Origin of the sequence: uncultured Paenalcaligenes sp. (assembly GCF_947630565.1) — a bacterium.
Lineage (GTDB): Bacteria > Pseudomonadota > Gammaproteobacteria > Burkholderiales > Burkholderiaceae_B > Paenalcaligenes > Paenalcaligenes faecalis.
This window is the reverse complement of the sequence record NZ_CANRIC010000015.1, coordinates 21,249-40,431: the sequence shown is the minus strand read 5'-3', so window position 1 is coordinate 40,431 and position 19,183 is coordinate 21,249. Positions and strand designations below refer to the sequence as shown.

Genomic DNA, 19,183 nt, shown 5'->3' with positions numbered 1-19,183 from the left:
TGCAACCCACCATTGCCTCTGAGCTTGAACAAGCGGGCTTAAACCCGTTACTTGCTCAGCTTTATGCCGCTAGACACGTTAAAAGCATCCACGAGACGCACTCTCGCTGGGGCGCACTCTTAGCCCCTCATAGCTTGCATCACATTGAACAAGGTGCTCAGCTTCTGGCGGATGCCATAGAGGAGCAGTGGCGTATTTTAATTGTTGCGGACTACGACTGTGACGGGGCTACAGCCTGCACAATTGGCATGCGCGCATTAACAGAAATGGGAGCTGATGTTGATTTTCTAGTACCTAATCGATTTGAAACCGGTTATGGCCTCTCTGCTGAAGTCGTGCGCATTGCCCACCAACACCCAAATGGCAAACCCGATTTGATTGTGACGGTTGATAATGGAATTGCGAGTGTAGAAGGTGTTGCTCTTGCCAATGAGCTTGGTATTCAAGTGCTGGTTACAGATCACCACCTACCTGGAGATCAACTCCCAGACGCCGCTGCAATTATTAACCCTAGCCACCCAGACTGTGGATTTCCCTCAAAACACTTAGCAGGCGTAGGGGTCATTTTTTACTTGATGCTAGCGCTACGGGCCGAGCTACGAGAGCGTGGTGCATTTGATCTAGAGGACCAACCTCGATTAGATCAATTAGCTGACATACTGGCCTTAGGCACGGTCGCCGACGTTGTACAGCTAGATGCAAATAACCGTCTACTGGTCGCACAAGGTCTAAAACAAATACGATCTGGGCGAGCTCATGCTGGGATCAATGCCCTTTTTGCCATTGCTGGTCGTGATACCAACAATGCGAACGCCTTTGACCTTGGTTTTGCGGTGGGTCCACGTATTAATGCAGCGGGTCGCCTTACAGACATGAGTATTGGTATTCGCTGCCTATGCACCGATGACCCTTTTGAGGCTGCCGAGTTAGCTAAAGAGTTAGACCGCATCAATCAAGAGCGACGCCAAATCGAAAGCGGTATGCACCAAAGCGCGCTGAATTCCGTGGAGCAAATGATGCAACTCAGCCCCAGCGCCAGTGTATGCGTCTATGGCCCTGACTGGCATCAAGGCGTAGTTGGCTTGGTTGCCTCACGGTTAAAAGAAAAATACTGGCGTCCAACCATTGCTTTTGCTCCTGGCGATAATGGCGAGATCAAAGGGTCTGGTCGCTCTATTCCTGACGTACACATGAGAGATGTGCTCGATATTATTTCTAAAAAGCACCCATCAATGATTTTAAAGTTTGGTGGACACTCGATGGCAGCAGGGCTAAGTATCCATGAATCCAGCATAGACGCTTTTAAAATCGCCTTTGAGCAAGCGGTGATTCAGTTTTCAGGAAAAACACACTTTGAACCGATTATTGAACATGATGGTTCCCTAGCCATTTCCCATATTGATATTGAAACGGCCACCTTACTAAATCAACAGGTGTGGGGAGCCGGTTTTCCACCACCAGTCTTTGTGGATCAGTTCACCGTATTACATCAACGCATACTTAAAGACAAACATCTCAAGTTACGTGTGGAACGTGATGGTTTAGTCTTTGATGCCATTTGGTTTAATCATGCCGAATTAGTCAGTGACTCAATCGAAATGGCATATAGACTAGATGTGAATCACTGGAACGGTAAAAGTTCTGTGCAGTTTATGGTGGACTATGCCTTTGCCACTGAGCTACGTGATGAGTACACAATTCCACCCACAATCAGTGCAAACGCGACTCCATGATAAATTTCTGGGGCTTGATCTAAAAAGATAATAGATAAAATCGCAGCAAACAAAGGCATTAAATTAGCAAAAAAGCCCGCCATTGCTGGTCCCACACGCTGTACGCCTAAGCCCCAACATCTAAAGGCGATAATTGCGGGTCCAATGGAAACATAAAGCATTGCTGCGACCAAGCCCCAGCTCCACTCAATATGCCAATCTGTTAGCGCCCACTCACCCCCGGCAAAGACCCCTGACCACATCAAACCAAAGGTGACTTGGGCTAACAGCAGCGTAGACCAATTCTGTTTAATTTCGGGCTCATGCTTATCCTGACTTAAAAGCCAACTATAAAAAGCCCAAGCGATCGTTGCGATCACCATATAAATGTCACCGATCACAAAGCGAAAGTGAACCAGCTCAGTGATTTCGCCTCGAATCAAAATAATGGCGACCCCCATCAGAGAAAGCAATGCCCCCGCTAGCTGCTTGACACTCACCGCTGCCCCAAAAAATAGGCGCCCTACCAAGAGCATCCAAATAGGCATACTGGCATTAACCAAGGTCACGTTAATTGGGGTAGAACTATGTAGCGCCATATATTGCAAAGCGTTATACATGCCAATCCCCAACAAACCCAACATGGCATAGTGACGCCAATTACGCCATAAGGCGCTTCCTTTGCGCAAAATTTGCCCACCAAACGCCGCCAAAATAAAGAAAGCAATTGTCCAGCGAATAACGTTCAATGTAATAGGCGGCACCATTTCGCTAATTACGCGACCCACAATGGCATTACCTGCCCATAAAAACGTCGGTATAACCAACAACAATACCGCCGAGGGCGTTAATTTTTGACTCATACCGCATTCCTTTAGAGTGGCGTTAATGACAATTATTCATCTATATAAAAGTCAAAATTATATAGAAAAGGAAGTACTAAACCTAGCTATTAACTGATATAAATCACGTAAACCATTGACACAAAAAGATTTTTCCTGTAAGCTATAAAAATGCGATAAAAGTCAATCGCGCGCTCTACTAGGTTTACACCTACGCCTTTATCTTTTCCACGCACCTATGCGCTGGGATTTATATCCCTATTTCTCTATCGCGGCCTGTTTATCTGCGCGAACCCGCACTGTTTCATCGTTTGTGCACACAAACATCATGCGCTACTAATAACCAAAAGGACCTCTATATGTCAAAAGAAGAATTACTTGAAATGCAAGGCTCCGTTACCGAAGTTTTACCTGACTCCCGTTTTCGCGTTACGCTTGAAAATGGTCACCCTGTGATCGCTTACACAGGCGGCAAAATGCGCAAACACCATATTCGCATTCTAGCTGGCGATCAAGTAACCCTAGAAATGTCACCTTACGACCTAAGTAAAGGCCGTATCACATTCCGTCATTTACCTAAACGCAACAATCAGCCTACCGGCCAATCCTCTGCGCCACGTCGTCGTCGTTAATTTATTAATAAAGCCTGACACAAACCTGTCACAAAGAAGTGTCATTATGTAACTGTTCCGTCTATTTAGACCACGCTGCATACGCACAGGCACTTCATGAAAAAAAATCGCTTAACCTTAAAAACCGGCTTTATCGGTTATTTTGTACTGTTATTTGCTTTTGCCTTACTTATGTTTGGGGCCTTAAATAACCTAACACGTACAATCACCCAATTACAGCAAGCACAAGACTCACGATTTCAAGTCTCAAGCCTTGTGAACGAGTTTAATGCTATCACTCAAGCCATGGCGCGTAATGCCATGGCTTTTGTATCCAGTGAACAGCCCGAGTTCCAACAGCACTTTCAAAGCGAATACCAACAGCTAACCGCAGCGTCTGATTCAGACAGCAGCATCCGCTTACGCATAGAGCAAGCCCCACTCAATCCATTAGAAAAACAACACTTCACCGAGGCTCACTCTCTAGCTTTAGCCTTAGCGGATGTACAAAAAGAAGCCATGAGCACGGCTAGCGGCCAGTTTGATGACGGTCAAGGCGGCATTCGAGTCGCCCTACCCAACACCTTAATGGCTCAGGCCTTATTGTTTAACCAAGCTCACCAACAACAGAGCCAACAGCTCACGCAACTCATTCAAAGCATTGACCAGTCTCAATCTGAACGCATACTTATTGAGCTCAATGCAGCGACCCACGACAGTCAGCGCGCCTTTGCTTTTGCCTTACTCGCTTTAGCTACACTGATTTTAGGTAGTGGGATTGGGCTCTGGGGCTTATACAAATCCATCAAAACCCCTCTTAATCAAGGCGTAGCCCTTGCCACAGAGTTAGCGGCAGGCAATTTACAGGCGCGTATAGAAAACACGCGCGATGATGAGCTAGGTCTATTGCTACAAGCCCTAAATGGCATTGGATTTGGCCTACAACAAGCGATGGACGAAGTACAGCGTCGCAGCCATGACATTTACACCGCCTCTCAGCAGTTAGTCATTGGTAATCAAGAATTAAAAAACTTCAGCTCTGAACAAGCCACACACTTAGATCGCACTCGCCTAACGTGTGAGAGCTTAGCTCACACCATTCTCAATGAAACACAGAATGTAGAGTTAGCCACCGAGCTTAGCCAAGAGGCTGCTACACTCAGCTTAAACGGAGCCACTCTTAGTAATAATTTGATGCACACCATGCGCTCTATTCAAAATAGCGCCAAAGAAATGAGTGCCATCACAGAGCTCATCCAAAACATCGCCTTCCAAACCAACATTCTTGCCCTGAACGCCGCCGTAGAGGCTGCACGCGCAGGCACAGAGGGCCGAGGCTTTGCCGTCGTCGCAGCTGAGGTACGTCAATTAGCATTACGCTCTTCACAAGCCTCTCATGATATTGAAACCTTGATCAATAACAGTCTAAAACAAGTCCAACTTGGTAATGACTCGGTCAATCAAACCAGCGCCATGATTCAATCCATACAACAGTCAATCGACAAGGTAAGGCATATCATGCAAGACGTTTCTCACTCATTTAATGAGCAAAAAATCAAAGTGGAAGACGTGACGGTTGCCATGACCACCTTAGATCAAATCACAGCGCAAAACTTGCAAGTGGTGGACTCAGCCGTGCACAGTACACATAGCCAGCTAGAGCATGTTCACGGCCTCAATCAAGTCGTTGCGCTTTTCGAGGCAAAACACCATCGCCCCCTCAACTCCATCTCACATGCCGCATAAATAACGAATAATTGGGCGTTTTTTGTGAAAAAAGTAGGCATTTTCTGTACACAGGTTAAAATTGGCTAAAATCAGTCTAATAAGTCAATGAATCAAACCGCTAATACAGGAATTGCAGATGGAATCAGAACGCCTTAACCAGCTCGAAGCGCAGCTCGATGACTACCTTGAGCGCACAGTAGAACTACGGAGGTATCTTTGACTACGACGAAAAAGCGCATCGCTTATACGTTGTCAACGCCGAGTTTGAAAACCCAAATATTTGGGACGATCATGAACACGCCCAAGAATTAGGCCGTGAGAAAAAAAGCCTAGAAACCGTTGTTCATGGCTTAGATGAAATTGAGCAAAGTCTAAAAGACGCCAAAGAGCTGTTTGAACTTGCCGCAATGGACGATGACGACGACACCATCGCCGCCATTGAGGCCGACTGTGCCACTATTGGCAAACGCATCGAGGAATTTGAATTCCGCCGGATGTTCTCCAACCCAGCCGACAGCTTGAATTGCTTTATGGATATCCAAGCAGGTGCGGGTGGCACAGAGGCCCAAGACTGGGCATCCATGCTTTTGCGTCAATATATCCGCTATGCAGAACACAAAGACTTTAAAGTCGAAGTCCTAGAGCAGTCTGATGGCGAGGTGGCCGGCGTCAAATCCGCCACCATCAAAATCGAAGGCGAATATGCCTATGGTTTATTACGCACCGAAACAGGCGTACACCGCTTGGTTCGCAAAAGCCCCTTTGACTCATCCAATGGTCGTCACACCTCGTTTAGTAGTGTCTTTGTTTATCCAGAGATCGATGACTCTTTCGAGATTGAAGTCAACCCAGCGGATCTGCGTGTAGATACTTACCGAGCCAGCGGCGCAGGTGGACAGCACGTTAACAAAACAGACTCTGCTGTACGCTTAACTCACATGCCTACAGGGATTGTTGTACAGTGTCAGAATGACCGTTCACAACACCGTAACCGCGCTGAAGCCATGCAAATGCTAAAGTCTCGCCTCTATGAGCTCGAGATTCGCCAACGGATGGCAGAGCAACAAAAGCTTGAAGACTCAAAAAGTGATGTGGGCTGGGGCCATCAAATTCGCTCATATGTTTTAGATCAAAGCCGCATCAAGGATTTGCGCACGAACGTTGAGATTTCAAACACACAACGCGTATTAGACGGCGACTTAGATCCTTTCATCCAAGCTAGCCTTAAACAAGGGGTATAACGAATGGAACGACTCATTATTATTAGCGGCGCATCTCGCGGCTTGGGTTTTGCTTTAGCCAAACAGCTGATCAAACCAGATACGTTATTAGTTAGTATTGCACGCAGCAATAATTCTGAGCTAGCCGCCCTTTGCCACCAAGCTAATGCAACATACCACTACATTAACGCTGATTTAGCGCGCCCGCAGGGAACTGAGCTTGCCACCCAGCAACTTAGTGATCTATGCGCCCAACACCAAAACCTAGCGCACTATTATTTAATTAATAACGCTGGCACTGTGGCTCCTATGGCACAGGCCCATCAGCTAGACGACCCAAAAGCAATCGCTCAAGCGCTACAATTAAACATTGGTAGTTTAATGAGCCTAAGCGCTTGCTTTCTCGCTCACACCCCCCCTGAGGCGGATAGACGCATTTTAAACATTTCGTCTGGAGCAGGTCGCGGTGCAGTACCCGGCTGGGGGGTCTATGGTGCCACCAAGGCCGCCGTTGACTATTTCACCCAGACCCTAGCCCTTGAGCAGCCCAATGTACGTAGTGCTGCGCTAGCTCCTGGCGTGATAGATACAGACATGCAAGCCTCTATACGCCAAACAGATAGCGATTATTTTCCGAATCGCGAGCGCTTTATTAGCCTACACCAGAATCAACAACTTGCTTCAGCCACCTATACAGCTGAACAGATTGCCCGTTATCTTACGAACGACGCCTTTGGTCAAAAAACCATTGACGATATTCGCCATTATTTTTAATTGTTAGCCTCATGACTTCTATTACTGAGTCAACCCACGTTGACGAAAACCACCTCATCGCTGAACGCCGAGCAAAACTCACCGCTTTACGCGAACACGGTAACGCCTACCCTAATGACTTTCAGCCTGAGCATCAAGCCGACCAACTCCATACGCTGTACGATGCGATGGACAAAGAAAGCCTAGCCGCTGAGCCCAAACAAGCCCGTGTAGCAGGCCGCATGATGTTAAAACGCGTCATGGGGAAAGCCAGCTTCGCTACCCTACAAGACGGCAGTGGTCGCATTCAAATTTATTTGGATAAAAAAGCGCTTGGCGACGAACTCTACGAACAGTTTAAAACGTGGGATATCGGTGATATTTTAGCTGTTAGTGGCGAGGTATTTAAAACCAATAAGGGCGAGCTTTCCATTCGTGCTACGCAGCTACGTCTACTCACCAAATCACTGCGCCCGTTGCCGGATAAGTTTCATGGTTTATCTGACCAAGAGATTCGCTACCGTCAACGCTATGTTGATTTAATTATGAATGACGAAACTCGTGCTACTTTTTTGGCTCGCAGCAAAGCCATCAACAGCATCCGTCAGCACATGATTGAGGCAAACTTCCTAGAGGTTGAAACACCTATGCTGCACCCCATTCCAGGCGGCGCAGCAGCCAAGCCATTTATCACCCATCACAATGCGCTTGATATGGAAATGTACTTGCGCATCGCCCCAGAGCTGTATTTAAAACGCTTGATCGTAGGGGGTTTCGAGCGTGTGTTCGAGATTAACCGTAACTTCCGCAATGAAGGTGTGAGCCCACGTCACAACCCTGAATTCACCATGATGGAATTCTACGCGGCATACACGGACTACCATTGGTTAATGGACTTCACCGAAAACCTAATTCGCGCAGCCGCAATTGCCGCCAGTGGCTCAGCTCACGTTCAATACCAAGAGCAAGATTTACGTTTAGATCAACCTTTTGATCGCTTAACTATTGTTGAAGCAATCCAAAAATATTTCCCTAACTACACAACAGAACAGCTCAATGACATTGCGTTTCTACGTGAAGAACTAAAACGCAAAAAAGTGGACATTGATGCTCCCGCATTTATGCATGCTGGTGTAGGCGCATTACAATTAGCGTTGTTTGAGGAAACCGCAGAGTCCAAACTATGGCATCCTACATTTATTGTGGATTATCCTGTTGAGGTATCCCCGTTAGCTCGCGCTTCTGATCATGACACGGCTATTACGGAACGCTTTGAACTCTTCATCACAGGCAGAGAAATAGCAAACGGCTTTTCTGAGCTAAATGATCCCGAAGACCAAGCCGCTCGTTTCTTAGCCCAAGTTGAAGCCAAAGATGCAGGAGACGAAGAAGCCATGTACTACGATGCCGATTACATTCGCGCCTTAGAGTACGGCATGCCTCCTACGGGTGGTTGTGGTATAGGAATTGACCGCTTAGTTATGCTGCTTACGGATAGCGCTAGCATCCGTGATGTCATTCTATTCCCACACCTACGTCGCGCAGAATAGCAACAAAAACACACAAAGAAGCCCGCTCGTCACACGACAGCGGGCTTTTGCTTTATCAAACTAGCGGTTTTGTTTTACACAGTGAAGGATTCGCCACACCCACATGCCGCTTTCTCATTTGGATTTTTAAATTTAAATCCTGAGTTTAATCCTTCGCGCGTGTAATCTAGCTGCGTACCATCTACAAAAGGCAAACTGCGAGGATCTACAAAGACAGTAATCCCTTGGTCTTTGAAAACGTGATCCGTATCATTGCTTTCATCGACAAAATCCACCTGATACGCCATACCTGAACAACCTGTTAAACGCACACCCAAACGCAAACCAATACCAGATCCTCGTTTAGCCATGTGCTTAGTAATGTGTTCAGCCGCTTGAGCCGTCAATGTTATAGACATAAAAACCTCTCAATCAATAGGATTGGCGAGCTGCCAATCTGTAGTCATTTTTTCTAGGGCCTCTGCTGCCAACCAAGTGCAATGCATCTTTACCATTGGCAAATCCAGTTCAGCCCCTAAGTCCTGAGTATTAAATGATTGTACCTGCTTTAAGCTTAAACCAATTAACCGTTCGCACAGCAAGTCTGCCACAGCAATACATGCACCACAGCCGTAGACCTTAAACTGCGCCGCATCAATCTGCTGCGTAGCCAAATTCACAGCCACCAGCACGGATAACACCACCCCTTGTTGCTGAGCCCCTACCGTCGCCATATAACCTATATGGTCGGCATCAACCGAAATATCCCCCGCAAAGTGGGGCTGCATAAAACGTTGATTAATAGCAGTTGAATAAGCCATGATTCTTTTCCTACGCTATTAAGGTATTTGTTTGACTATCCCACACTGGGGAAAGTTCACGCAATCGTCGTACTTGGGTAATAATTTCGTCCAAAGCCACATCAATATCGGCTTCAGTTGTTTGTCGCCCCAAACTAATTCGCAAAGCACTATGTGCTAATTGAGGCTCTCTGCCTATTGCCGTCAACACATACGAAGGCTCCAGACTGGCCGATGAACACGCAGATCCACTAGATACTGCCAAGCGCTGCAAAGACATCATTAAAGCCTCACCCTCTATGCCGGCAAAACTGATATTTAAATTGTAGGGAACGCGGTGTTCTGCTGAACCATTTAAATAAAGAGCAGGCAACGCCTCTGTCAGCCCTGCCCAAAGGCGTTGCTGCAACTGCGTAACACGGGCTGTTTCTGTTAACTGTTCAGACTGAGCCAAAGCAAAAGCAGCACCCATTCCTACTATCTGATGTGTCGCTAATGTGCCTGACCGATATCCTCTTTCGTGTCCACCACCATGAATCTGCGCGGCCAAACGTACACGTGGCTTACGACGCACATAAAGCGCCCCTATCCCTTTAGGTGCGTATACCTTATGGCCGGAAAACGACATTAAGTCCACAGGAATGCGATCTATATGTAAATCGACTTTAGCCACCGCCTGTGCCGCATCCACATGAAACAACACATCATGTTCAACGCATAAGGCAGCAATCCCAGCCAAATCCTGCACCACACCGATTTCATTATTCACCGCCATAACTGAAACCAATGTGGTATCAGGGCGCAATGCCGCACGTAACTGCTCAATGGAGATCAAACCTTCGGCATTGACAGGCAAATAAGTCACCTCAAAACCTTGGGTTTGCAAATAAGCAAAGGTATCCAATACCGCCTTGTGTTCGGTATTGACCGTAATAAGATGCTTACCTTTGTCCGCATAGGCCAATGCAGCCCCTTTAATCGCTAAGTTATTGGACTCAGTCGCCCCCGACGTCCAAACGATTTCTTTGGGGTGAGCCCCAATAACGGCTGCAACCTGCGCTCTAGCCTTTTCTACGGCCTCTTCGGCATCCCAACCATACGCATGTGTATTTGATGCGGGATTCCCAAAATGAGTCGTCAGCCAGGGCATCATTTGTTCTAGCACACGCGGATCGATGGGGGTCGTCGCCGCGCAATCCAAATAAACTGGATAAGAAGTAGGCAAAATAAACTCCAAACCTATAAAATTTAGCAGGTAGCCTGCTGCGGTGTAATGCGATGCGTAGTACGTTTTGTACCTTGCTGTTGACGTACCGATTCCTCAAGCTGACGCATACGCTGCTGATCTACTAAATCCTGCAAAGACACAGAATCCAAATAGTCCACCATTTTACGACTTAATGTGGCCCAAAGTTCATGTGTCATGCATTGAATGCGATTACCGTCCCCATCGACCTCACAGTCCCCTTTACCACCACACTTGGTTGCATCTAAGGGCTCATCCACGGCAAAAATAATATCAGCGACAGTAATATGGCGTGCCAAGCGAGCTAGACTATAGCCCCCTCCCGGCCCCCGCGTACTATCAACCAGTTCATGACGACGCAAGCGACCAAACAACTGCTCTAAATATGACAAGGATATGCTTTGGCGTTCACTGATTTTAGCCAACGTTACTGGGCCACTATGCTGGCGCAGCGCCAAATCTATCATTGCCGTGACAGCAAAACGTCCTTTAGTGGTTAAACGCATAATTAAGTCCTTGAAATAATTGACTTGAAGCGGGAAATAAAAGCAATTCATACCCGACCAATTTGGTACAGTATAGCAAATACCCATTAAAAGAGTAAGGTATTCAACGATTTTTTGCGAGTTCTATTATATGTACCACGGTAAAAAGCCGGCATAAAGCCGGCTTACAAATCAATCATCCTCAGACGCGAATTAACTCAATAACGCTTGCTCTTTCAGGCGACGCAATTGATCTCTGGTGTGAGCAGCTGCCTCGAACTCAAGGTTTTTCGCTTGATCCAACATCTGTTTCTCTAAGCGCTTTAACTCTCGAGCTAATGTCTTCTCATCACGCAGCAGATCCAAAGGTAAGGTTTCTAGACTCGCTACAGGTGCCTGATGCGGCGCAATCACACCATCGATTAAGTCACGCACCGCCTTATTCACACCACGCGCTGTAATCCCATGATCCACATTAAATTGCAGTTGTTTTTCCCTACGGCGCTCTGTTTCATCCATCGCTTTACGCATCGAGTCCGTAATACGATCCGCATACAAAATAGCATGGCCATGCAGATTTCGAGCAGCCCGGCCTATGGTTTGAATCAAGCTACGTTCTGATCGCAGAAAACCCTCTTTATCGGCATCAAGAATTGCGACTAATGACACCTCAGGAATATCCAAGCCTTCGCGCAATAAGTTAATTCCCACCAGTACATCAAACACACCTAGCCGTAAGTCTCGAATTATTTCTACTCGTTCTACCGTATCAATATCTGAGTGCAAATAACGCACTTTCACCCCATGCTCGGCTAAAAACGCACTTAAATCCTCAGACATTTGCTTTGTTAATGTAGTGATGAGCACGCGCTCTTTCAATGCAACGCGTTTGGCGATTTCCCCGAGCACATCATCCACCTGCGTTGCAGCAGGACGAATTTCGACCTCGGGGTCCACCAACCCAGTGGGGCGTACCAACTGCTCTACAACCTGATCCGCATGCTCATTCTCATACGCAGCCGGGGTGGCTGATACAAAGACGGTTTGCGGCATACGTTGCTCAAACTCATCCATTTTTAACGGTCGATTATCTAAAGCTGAAGGTAGCCTAAAACCGAATTGCACTAGCGTCTCTTTACGCGACCGATCCCCTTTATACATCCCCCCTATCTGCCCTATCGTGACATGACTTTCATCAATGAACATAATGGCATTTTTAGGTAAATAATCAATTAATGTAGGAGGAGGATCCCCCTCTTGGGCCCCTGACAAGTGCCGAGAATAATTCTCAATCCCCTTGCAAAAACCTAATTCATACATCATTTCTAAGTCAAAACGCGTACGTTGCTCTAGACGCTGAGCCTCTACTAACATGCCCTGAGAGGTTAAATATGCCAAACGTTCTTTTAGCTCTGCTTTAATGCCATCAATCGCTCGTAACACCGTCTCTCTAGGCGTCACAAAATGAGAGCCCGGATACACCGTAAAACGAGGCAGCTCTTGCTGAACTTTGCCCGTCAAGGGATCAAATAACGCCAACCCCTCGATCTCATCATCAAACATCGTGATGCGTATAGCTAATTCCGCGTTTTCCGCAGGAAAGACATCTACAATCTCACCGCGGGCCCTAAACATACCCCGCTCAAAATCCGTATCATTACGCTCATACTGCATCGCCACCAATCGAGCTAATAGCTCTTGACGACCTATTTCATCTCCCACTCGCAACGTCAGCACCATCGCATGATAGTCCGCAGGGTTACCTATCCCATAGATACATGAAACTGAGCCCACTATGATCGTATCTGGACGCTCTAGGAGGCTTTTGGTTGCTGACAGCCTCATCTGCTCGATGTGCTCATTAATCGACGAGTCTTTTTCAATAAATAAATCACGCGATGGCACATAGGCTTCCGGCTGATAATAATCGTAATAAGAAACGAAATACTCCACCGCATTTTTTGGAAAGAATTCCCGCATTTCGGCATATAGCTGTGCCGCTAATGTTTTATTAGGTGCTAGTACTATCGCTGGGCGTCCGCTCTGTGCGATGAGGTTTGCCATCGTAAAGGTTTTACCGGAACCCGTTACGCCCAACAAGGTTTGGTACATTAATCCATCATCCAAACCCTCTTTCAGCTGCACAATCGCATTTGGCTGATCCCCTGCTGGCGGATAAGGCTGAAACAATTGAAAAGGACTATTCGGATATTGTACAAATTGCGGTGTAAAGGTTTGCATACTGGTCCCAAATTAGTAGATACTTCTATTATCACATTATTTTTTGGGCTTTTGCCCTACCAAGCTTCCCGTTATGACATCCCTCTTTCAAAGCGTGCCCCAAGCTCCACGCGATCCGATTCTTGGGCTCAATGAACAATTCAACACAGATAGCCGTGACCATAAGGTCAACTTAGGCGTAGGTGTCTACTACGATGAGCAAGGCCGCATGCCTTTGCTCAATAGCGTCAAACACGTAGAACAACGTCTAGCCGATCAAGCCAGCGCCCGTGGTTACTTACCCATAGATGGCATCGTCTCCTATAACAAAGGGGCCCAACAATTGCTCCTTGGCGCTGACTCTGCTGTCCTTGCCCAAGACCGCGCTGTGACCATTCAAAGTCTAGGCGGAACAGGTGCTCTTAAAATTGGGGCTGATTTTTTAAAAACTATTGTGCCCAATGCAACTGTTGCTATCAGCAACCCTAGCTGGGAAAACCATCGCGCTCTATTCGAAAAAGCAGGCTTTGAGGTCGTAGACTACCCTTACTACGACGCGCAAACCAAAGGCTTCGACCTACCGGGCATGCTGCAGTTTTTAGAACAATTACCCAATCAAAGTATTATTGTTTTACATGCTTGCTGCCATAACCCAACAGGGATTGATCCTACTTTCGAGCAATGGCTACAAATTGCGGATGTCATCACCGCCAAACAACACATTCCATTTATGGATATTGCCTATCAGGGCTTTGGCGCTGGCCTAGAGCCTGATGCGGCAGCAGTACGGATGTTTACCGAGCGTCAAATACCGATGCTAATCAGCTCGTCTTTTTCTAAGTCTTTTGCCTTATATGGTGAGCGCGTGGGTGCATTAACTGTCATCACCACTGACTCAGAGCAAAGCCCAAAAGTGCTTAGTCAACTAAAACGATTAGCTCGAACCAACTACTCAAACCCGCCAACCCACGGGGCAAAGATCATTAGCTGTATTTTTAATGATGCAGAGCTACTGCAGCAATGGAAAGACGAACTGGCCCAAATGCGCCAACGTATCAAAGCCATGCGAGAACAATTAGTCATAAAACTAAAAGAGCATGGCGTAGCACAAAACATGGATTTTGTTCTTACTCAAAATGGCATGTTTTCTTACTCGGGTCTCACTCAAGCCCAAGTTCAACAACTACGAGACGAAGACGCGATTTATATTTTAGACACGGGCCGGATCTGTGTAGCCGCCTTAAACCCACACAACATGGATACCGTAGCCGCAGCTATTGCACGCGTTTTGCGTTAAATTCTGCACTAACAGCACCCAAATCAAGGCAAATCACGCTTTAATGCTGGTTTGCCTTGATTTTTATAGTTTTTTAGTTGACAATAAAACTGTATATAACTCCAGTTAAATGGGTGCGCCGTGAAACTTACTACCCGTCAACAACAAATTTTTGACTTAATCCGTACGGAAATCCAACGTACCGGATTCCCTCCTACTCGCGCTGAGATCGCTACAACCTTTGGCTTCAAATCGGCCAATGCCGCAGAAGACCATCTCAAAGCCTTAGCCCGAAAAGGTGCCATTGAACTCATCGCTGGCACATCACGTGGCATACGTCTGTTAATTGACACGCCCACAACACCTCAGCCCACCTTACCTATCATTGGTCGGGTTGCGGCGGGTAGCCCCATTCTGGCCACTGAACACATTGAGCGAGAAATTGGTGTAGAGCCCACCTTATTTAGCCAATCACCCGATTACCTCTTACGAGTTCGGGGACTAAGTATGCGTGATATCGGTATCCTCGAAGGCGATCTATTAGCCGTCAAAAAAACAACAGAAGCCCATAACGGCCAAATTGTTGTAGCGCGTATTGGTGATGAAGTCACTGTAAAACGCCTCCAAAAAGACGGTAAAAAAATCTCTCTACTCCCTGAAAACCCAGACTTTGAGCCAATAGTGATTCAACCTGAAGATGACTTTAGCCTCGAAGGTATTGCCGTCGGTTTAATTCGCGATCAACGTTTTAACTAAAGACCTAACTCCCACGGTACAACCAAACAAAAAAGCCTCTTAGTTTGACTAGAACTAAGAGGCTTTTAAACAACTACGGATTAATGCTTAGTTAAACCACCTGTAGCATCTGCTACGGGTTTTGCTGCCACAGCCTCTGCAGTAATACGTGCTAATTCCTCATCGGACAAAGGGGTTGTAGGTCGCTCTAGCGCCACCTCTAATACACGATCAATCCAACGCACTGGAATAATCTCCAAAGTGTTTTTGACGTTATCAGGGATGTCAGCCAAATCCTTCACGTTTTGCTCGGGAATCATCACGGTTTTGATACCACCACGTTGAGCAGCTAATAGCTTTTCTTTGAGGCCACCAATTTCCAGCACCTCGCCACGTAGTGTGATCTCACCAGTCATTGCCACATCCGCACGAATAGGAATACCCGTCAAAGAAGACACAATGGCTGTAGTGATTGCAATACCCGCAGAAGGGCCATCTTTAGGCGTAGCACCATCAGGGAAATGAACGTGCAAATCACGTTTTTCAAAGATAGGCGTTGCAATACCCCATTGCTGAGCACGAGCCCGAACCACGGTACGAGCAGCTTCTACCGATTCCTTCATCACGTCACCGATAGACCCGGTGCGTTGAATCAGGCCTTTACCAGGCATGTCAGCAACCTCGATGGTCAATAAATCACCACCGACCTCTGTCCATGCCAAGCCAGTGACTTGACCCACTTTGTTTTCTGTCTCGGCAATACCGTAATCAAAACGTCGTACGCCTAAATAGTCATTTAGGTTTTCGCTGTTGACAACTAGCGTTTGCGCAGCTTGCCCTTTTTCTAGTGTCAAAAACTTATGCACAACCTTGCGGCAAATTTTGCTAATTTCACGCTCGAGAGAGCGTACACCGGCTTCCCGTGTGTAGTAACGCACAATATCACGAATCGCCTCTTCGGTAATATCTAGCTCTCCTGCTTTGACACCATTGTTTTTCATCAACTTAGGGACTAAGTGTTTAAAAGCAATATTGACCTTTTCGTCTTCGGTGTAACCGGATAAACGAATAACCTCCATTCGATCCAGCAAAGCAGGTGGGATGTTAAGCGTATTACTGGTCGCCACGAACATCACATCAGATAAGTCAAAATCAACCTCTAGGTAATGATCCTGAAAGGTGTGGTTTTGCTCTGGGTCCAATACCTCTAGTAAAGCAGAGGATGGATCGCCACGGAAATCCGCGCCCATCTTATCGATTTCATCTAACAAAAACAGGGGATTGCGAACCGCAACCTTGCCCATATTCTGTAAAATTTTACCAGGCATAGAGCCAATATAGGTCCGACGATGGCCTCGAATTTCAGCTTCATCGCGCACACCACCTAATGCCATCCGCACATACTTACGGTTTGTTGCCTTAGCAATAGACTGACCCAGAGAGGTCTTACCCACCCCGGGAGGCCCTACCAAACACAAAATCGGCGCCTTAAGTTTTGACACGCGTTGCTGCACTGCCAAATACTCAATAATGCGTTCTTTGACTTTCTCTAGGCCATGGTGATCTGCGTCCAGCACAGTCTGCGCATTCGTTAATGAGTTATTAATACGACTACGCTTACGCCAAGGCAAACCAATTAGCGTATCTAAATAGTTACGCACCACGGTTGCCTCTGCTGACATAGGAGACATCATTTTTAGCTTTTTCAGCTCGGCTTCGGCTTTTTTCTGCGCGTCCTTAGGCAATTTAGCCTCTTCGATGCGCTGTTCAAGCTCCTCGATCTCAGCACCATCTTCGCCCTCGCCTAATTCCTTTTGAATGGCCTTCACTTGCTCATTCAAGTAGTAATCACGCTGGCTTTTCTCCATCTGTTTTTTTACACGGCCACGAATACGTTTCTCGACCTGCAAAATATCAATTTCAGTCTCTAGCTGAGCTAATAACGATTCTAATCGCTCAATCACAGCGATAGACTCAAGCATTTGCTGTTTTTGCTCAAGCTTCAGTGGCAAATGAGCCGCCACCGTATCAGCCAAACGGCTGGCCTCATCAATGGCACTGAGAGATGTCAGAATTTCTTGAGGAATTTTTTTATTGAGTTTGACATACTGCTCGAATTGAGCGACCACAGCACGACGCAAGGCTTCGGCCTCAGAAGGGGTTTCTGTGGCTTCTTGTACAGCAATAGCCTGACCACTAAAATGCGTCTCGTTATCAATGACCCGATTAATTTTAGCTCTTTCAACGCCCTCTACCAGTACCTTAACCGTACCGTCAGGCAGTTTGAGCATTTGTAAAATCGTTGCCGCACAACCGATTTCATACATATCATCGACTGTGGGTTCATCTTTGCTAGCCGTTTTTTGCGCTACCAACAAAATGGTATTGCCCGACTCCATAGCCAATTCTAAGGCTTTGATGGAGCGTGGACGTCCAACAAATAAAGGAATCACCATATGCGGAAACACCACCACATCGCGTAAAGGCAATAACGGCAGTTCCGTGGGTTCCATGGATAAAATCTGGCTTGCAGACATAGTAATTTCCTTTTAATTACCTATAGACCACAAGGGGAAGCAAGATAGCTCCCCCTTGTGGTTCTAGCTTCTGATCTTACAGATTGAGGCGTTCTTGAGGATTTCAAGTATCTTCAATGCAAAACAGTGCTAATTGGTATGGCGATGATGAATTAAGCCACGGCATTATCAGGCGTCACAGGCGCTGACTGATCCGTCCCATAAACGAGTGTTGGATTTTCTGTCCCTAGCACCGCTTCTTTGGTCAAAACTACTTTAGAGACATTTTCCAACGAAGGAAGCTCATACATCGTTTCAAGCAGTGATTTTTCGACAATAGAACGTAAGCCACGCGCGCCTGTACGACGTTTAATTGCAGCCTGAGCTACCGCCTGAAGCGCTTCGTCTTCAACATCTAGCTCGACGCCTTCGATTTCAAACAGTTTTTGGAACTGTTTGATCAACGCATTGCGAGGTTCAGTCAAAATACGAATCAAAGCCGACTCATCTAGTTCTTGCAATGTCGTGACCACAGGCAAACGGCCCACGATCTCAGGAATCAAACCAAATTTAATCAAATCTTCGGGTTCTACATCAGCAAAAAGCTCACCAACCCCGCGCTCACTTTTTGAGCTAACTTTAGCACCAAAACCGATGCCTGATTTTTCAGTACGGTTTTGAATGACTTTTTCTAGACCATCAAAGGCCCCACCTACAATAAATAAAATATTGGTGGTGTCTACTTGAATAAAGTCTTGATTAGGGTGTTTACGTCCACCCTGCGGAGGCACGGAAGCAACCGTACCTTCGATGATTTTCAATAATGCCTGCTGAACACCCTCTCCGGATACATCACGCGTAATAGATGGGTTATCAGCTTTACGAGAGATCTTATCAATCTCATCAATATAAATAATGGCACGCTGTGCCTTTTCTACATCGTACTCACATGCTTGCAAGAGTTTTTGTACGATATTTTCCACGTCCTCGCCCACATAGCCCGCCTCGGTCAATGTGGTGGCATCTGCCATCACAAAAGGAACCTTCAGCATACGAGCCAATGTCTGAGCTAACAACGTCTTACCTGAGCCAGTAGGACCAATCAACAAAATATTACTTTTGGATAGCTCAACCTCATTATCCCCACCCGTATGTTGAATACGTTTGTAGTGGTTATAAACGGCAACGGCCAAGTTGCGTTTAGGCTGATCTTGCCCAATCACATACTCATCAAGAAACGCTTTGATTTCTTTAGGCGTAGGCAAGCTAGCACCCAGCAGATCTGCTGTAATGTCTTCCTGTCTATCCTCAAGGATCATTTCATTGCAAAGACTAATACACTCATTGCAAATATAAACCGCGCCAGGACCTGAAATGAGCTTGCCTACCTCGGCTTGTGTTTTGTTACAAAAGGAGCAGTGCAAGGCTTTATCATCAGCCGAATGTTTGTCGGACATAAATATATACAGTCAAGTAAAGGTGCGGCACGCCGCAAATGGCAAACGAGGTA

16 protein-coding genes are annotated in these 19,183 nt (G+C 46.5%); 8 read left to right on the top strand and 8 right to left on the bottom strand.

What is annotated here, in order from left to right; translation table 11 throughout:
* The first annotated feature begins 11 nt into the window (after positions 1-11).
* On the top strand, positions 12-1,733 hold the full coding sequence (gene recJ, locus Q0Z62_RS04830) for a single-stranded-DNA-specific exonuclease RecJ (protein ID WP_298051507.1): 1,722 nt from the start codon (positions 12-14) through the stop codon (positions 1,731-1,733).
* Here the strand turns inward: recJ and Q0Z62_RS04825 are convergent.
* Complete coding sequence (locus tag Q0Z62_RS04825) at positions 1,661-2,575, bottom strand: DMT family transporter (RefSeq protein ID WP_298051498.1); 915 nt, start codon at positions 2,573-2,575, stop codon at positions 1,661-1,663. The two genes, recJ and Q0Z62_RS04825, sit on opposite strands and share 73 nt — an antisense overlap.
* A 338-nt stretch (positions 2,576-2,913) precedes the next feature.
* On the opposite strand from Q0Z62_RS04825, the gene infA reads away from it, so the two are divergent.
* The 5 genes from infA to lysS all read left to right on the top strand — a co-directional run bounded on the left by infA (position 2,914) and on the right by lysS (position 8,416).
* Positions 2,914-3,186 (top strand): translation initiation factor IF-1, encoded by a 273-nt coding sequence (gene infA, locus Q0Z62_RS04820; protein WP_269901831.1) that lies wholly within the window; start codon positions 2,914-2,916, stop codon positions 3,184-3,186.
* Between the two features lie 96 nt (positions 3,187-3,282).
* The gene (locus tag Q0Z62_RS04815; protein ID WP_298051495.1) at positions 3,283-4,911 is read left to right on the top strand and encodes a methyl-accepting chemotaxis protein; all 1,629 of its coding nucleotides are present in this window, start codon (positions 3,283-3,285) and stop codon (positions 4,909-4,911) included.
* 118 nt (positions 4,912-5,029) lie between these two features.
* Positions 5,030-6,134 (top strand): peptide chain release factor 2 gene (gene prfB, locus Q0Z62_RS04810; protein WP_269901829.1). Its coding sequence is split into 2 segments (ribosomal slippage): positions 5,030-5,110 and positions 5,112-6,134, totalling 1,104 coding nucleotides; the frame shifts between segments, so codons are not numbered across the junction.
* A gap of 3 nt (positions 6,135-6,137) precedes the next feature.
* Positions 6,138-6,887: an SDR family NAD(P)-dependent oxidoreductase gene (locus tag Q0Z62_RS04805; RefSeq protein WP_269901828.1), complete on the top strand. Its 750-nt coding sequence runs from the start codon at positions 6,138-6,140 to the stop codon at positions 6,885-6,887.
* 11 nt (positions 6,888-6,898) lie between these two features.
* A complete protein-coding gene (gene lysS, locus Q0Z62_RS04800) occupies positions 6,899-8,416 on the top strand; it encodes a lysine--tRNA ligase (protein ID WP_269901827.1) in 1,518 nt (505 codons plus the stop codon).
* Positions 8,417-8,490: 74 nt separating this feature from the next.
* On the opposite strand, the gene iscA is transcribed toward lysS, so the two are convergent.
* From iscA to uvrB, 5 genes are all read right to left on the bottom strand, one after another.
* Positions 8,491-8,814, bottom strand: a complete 324-nt coding sequence (iscA, locus tag Q0Z62_RS04795) for an iron-sulfur cluster assembly protein IscA (RefSeq protein WP_269901826.1) — start codon at positions 8,812-8,814, stop codon at positions 8,491-8,493.
* 9 nt (positions 8,815-8,823) lie between these two features.
* Positions 8,824-9,216, bottom strand: coding sequence for an iron-sulfur cluster assembly scaffold protein (locus Q0Z62_RS04790; protein ID WP_269901825.1), 393 nt, complete (start codon positions 9,214-9,216; stop codon positions 8,824-8,826).
* Between the two features lie 10 nt (positions 9,217-9,226).
* Positions 9,227-10,420 carry an IscS subfamily cysteine desulfurase gene (locus tag Q0Z62_RS04785; RefSeq protein ID WP_298051487.1) on the bottom strand — a complete coding sequence of 398 codons (1,194 nt, stop codon included), beginning with the start codon at positions 10,418-10,420 and terminating at the stop codon, positions 9,227-9,229.
* A gap of 23 nt (positions 10,421-10,443) precedes the next feature.
* A complete protein-coding gene (locus tag Q0Z62_RS04780) occupies positions 10,444-10,947 on the bottom strand; it encodes a Fe-S cluster assembly transcription factor (RefSeq protein WP_269901823.1) in 504 nt (167 codons plus the stop codon).
* A gap of 192 nt (positions 10,948-11,139) precedes the next feature.
* Positions 11,140-13,167: an excinuclease ABC subunit UvrB gene (uvrB, locus tag Q0Z62_RS04775; RefSeq protein WP_298051484.1), complete on the bottom strand. Its 2,028-nt coding sequence runs from the start codon at positions 13,165-13,167 to the stop codon at positions 11,140-11,142.
* A 73-nt stretch (positions 13,168-13,240) separates the two neighbouring features.
* Here uvrB and Q0Z62_RS04770 point away from each other — a divergent pair, with 73 nt between their 5' ends.
* Together Q0Z62_RS04770 and lexA are read left to right on the top strand one after the other, a co-directional pair.
* On the top strand, positions 13,241-14,443 hold the full coding sequence (locus tag Q0Z62_RS04770) for an amino acid aminotransferase (RefSeq protein ID WP_269901821.1): 1,203 nt from the start codon (positions 13,241-13,243) through the stop codon (positions 14,441-14,443).
* Positions 14,444-14,563: 120 nt separating this feature from the next.
* Positions 14,564-15,178, top strand: a complete 615-nt coding sequence (gene lexA, locus Q0Z62_RS04765; protein WP_298051479.1) for a transcriptional repressor LexA — start codon at positions 14,564-14,566, stop codon at positions 15,176-15,178.
* 80 nt (positions 15,179-15,258) lie between these two features.
* Here lexA and lon read toward each other — a convergent pair whose 3' ends face one another.
* Together lon and clpX are read right to left on the bottom strand one after the other, a co-directional pair.
* Entirely contained in the window at positions 15,259-17,694 is a 2,436-nt protein-coding gene (lon, locus tag Q0Z62_RS04760) for an endopeptidase La (RefSeq protein WP_298051476.1), read from the bottom strand.
* Between the two features lie 152 nt (positions 17,695-17,846).
* The gene (clpX, locus tag Q0Z62_RS04755) at positions 17,847-19,130 is read right to left on the bottom strand and encodes an ATP-dependent Clp protease ATP-binding subunit ClpX (RefSeq protein WP_298051473.1); all 1,284 of its coding nucleotides are present in this window, start codon (positions 19,128-19,130) and stop codon (positions 17,847-17,849) included.
* Between the last annotated feature and the right edge of the window lie 53 nt (positions 19,131-19,183).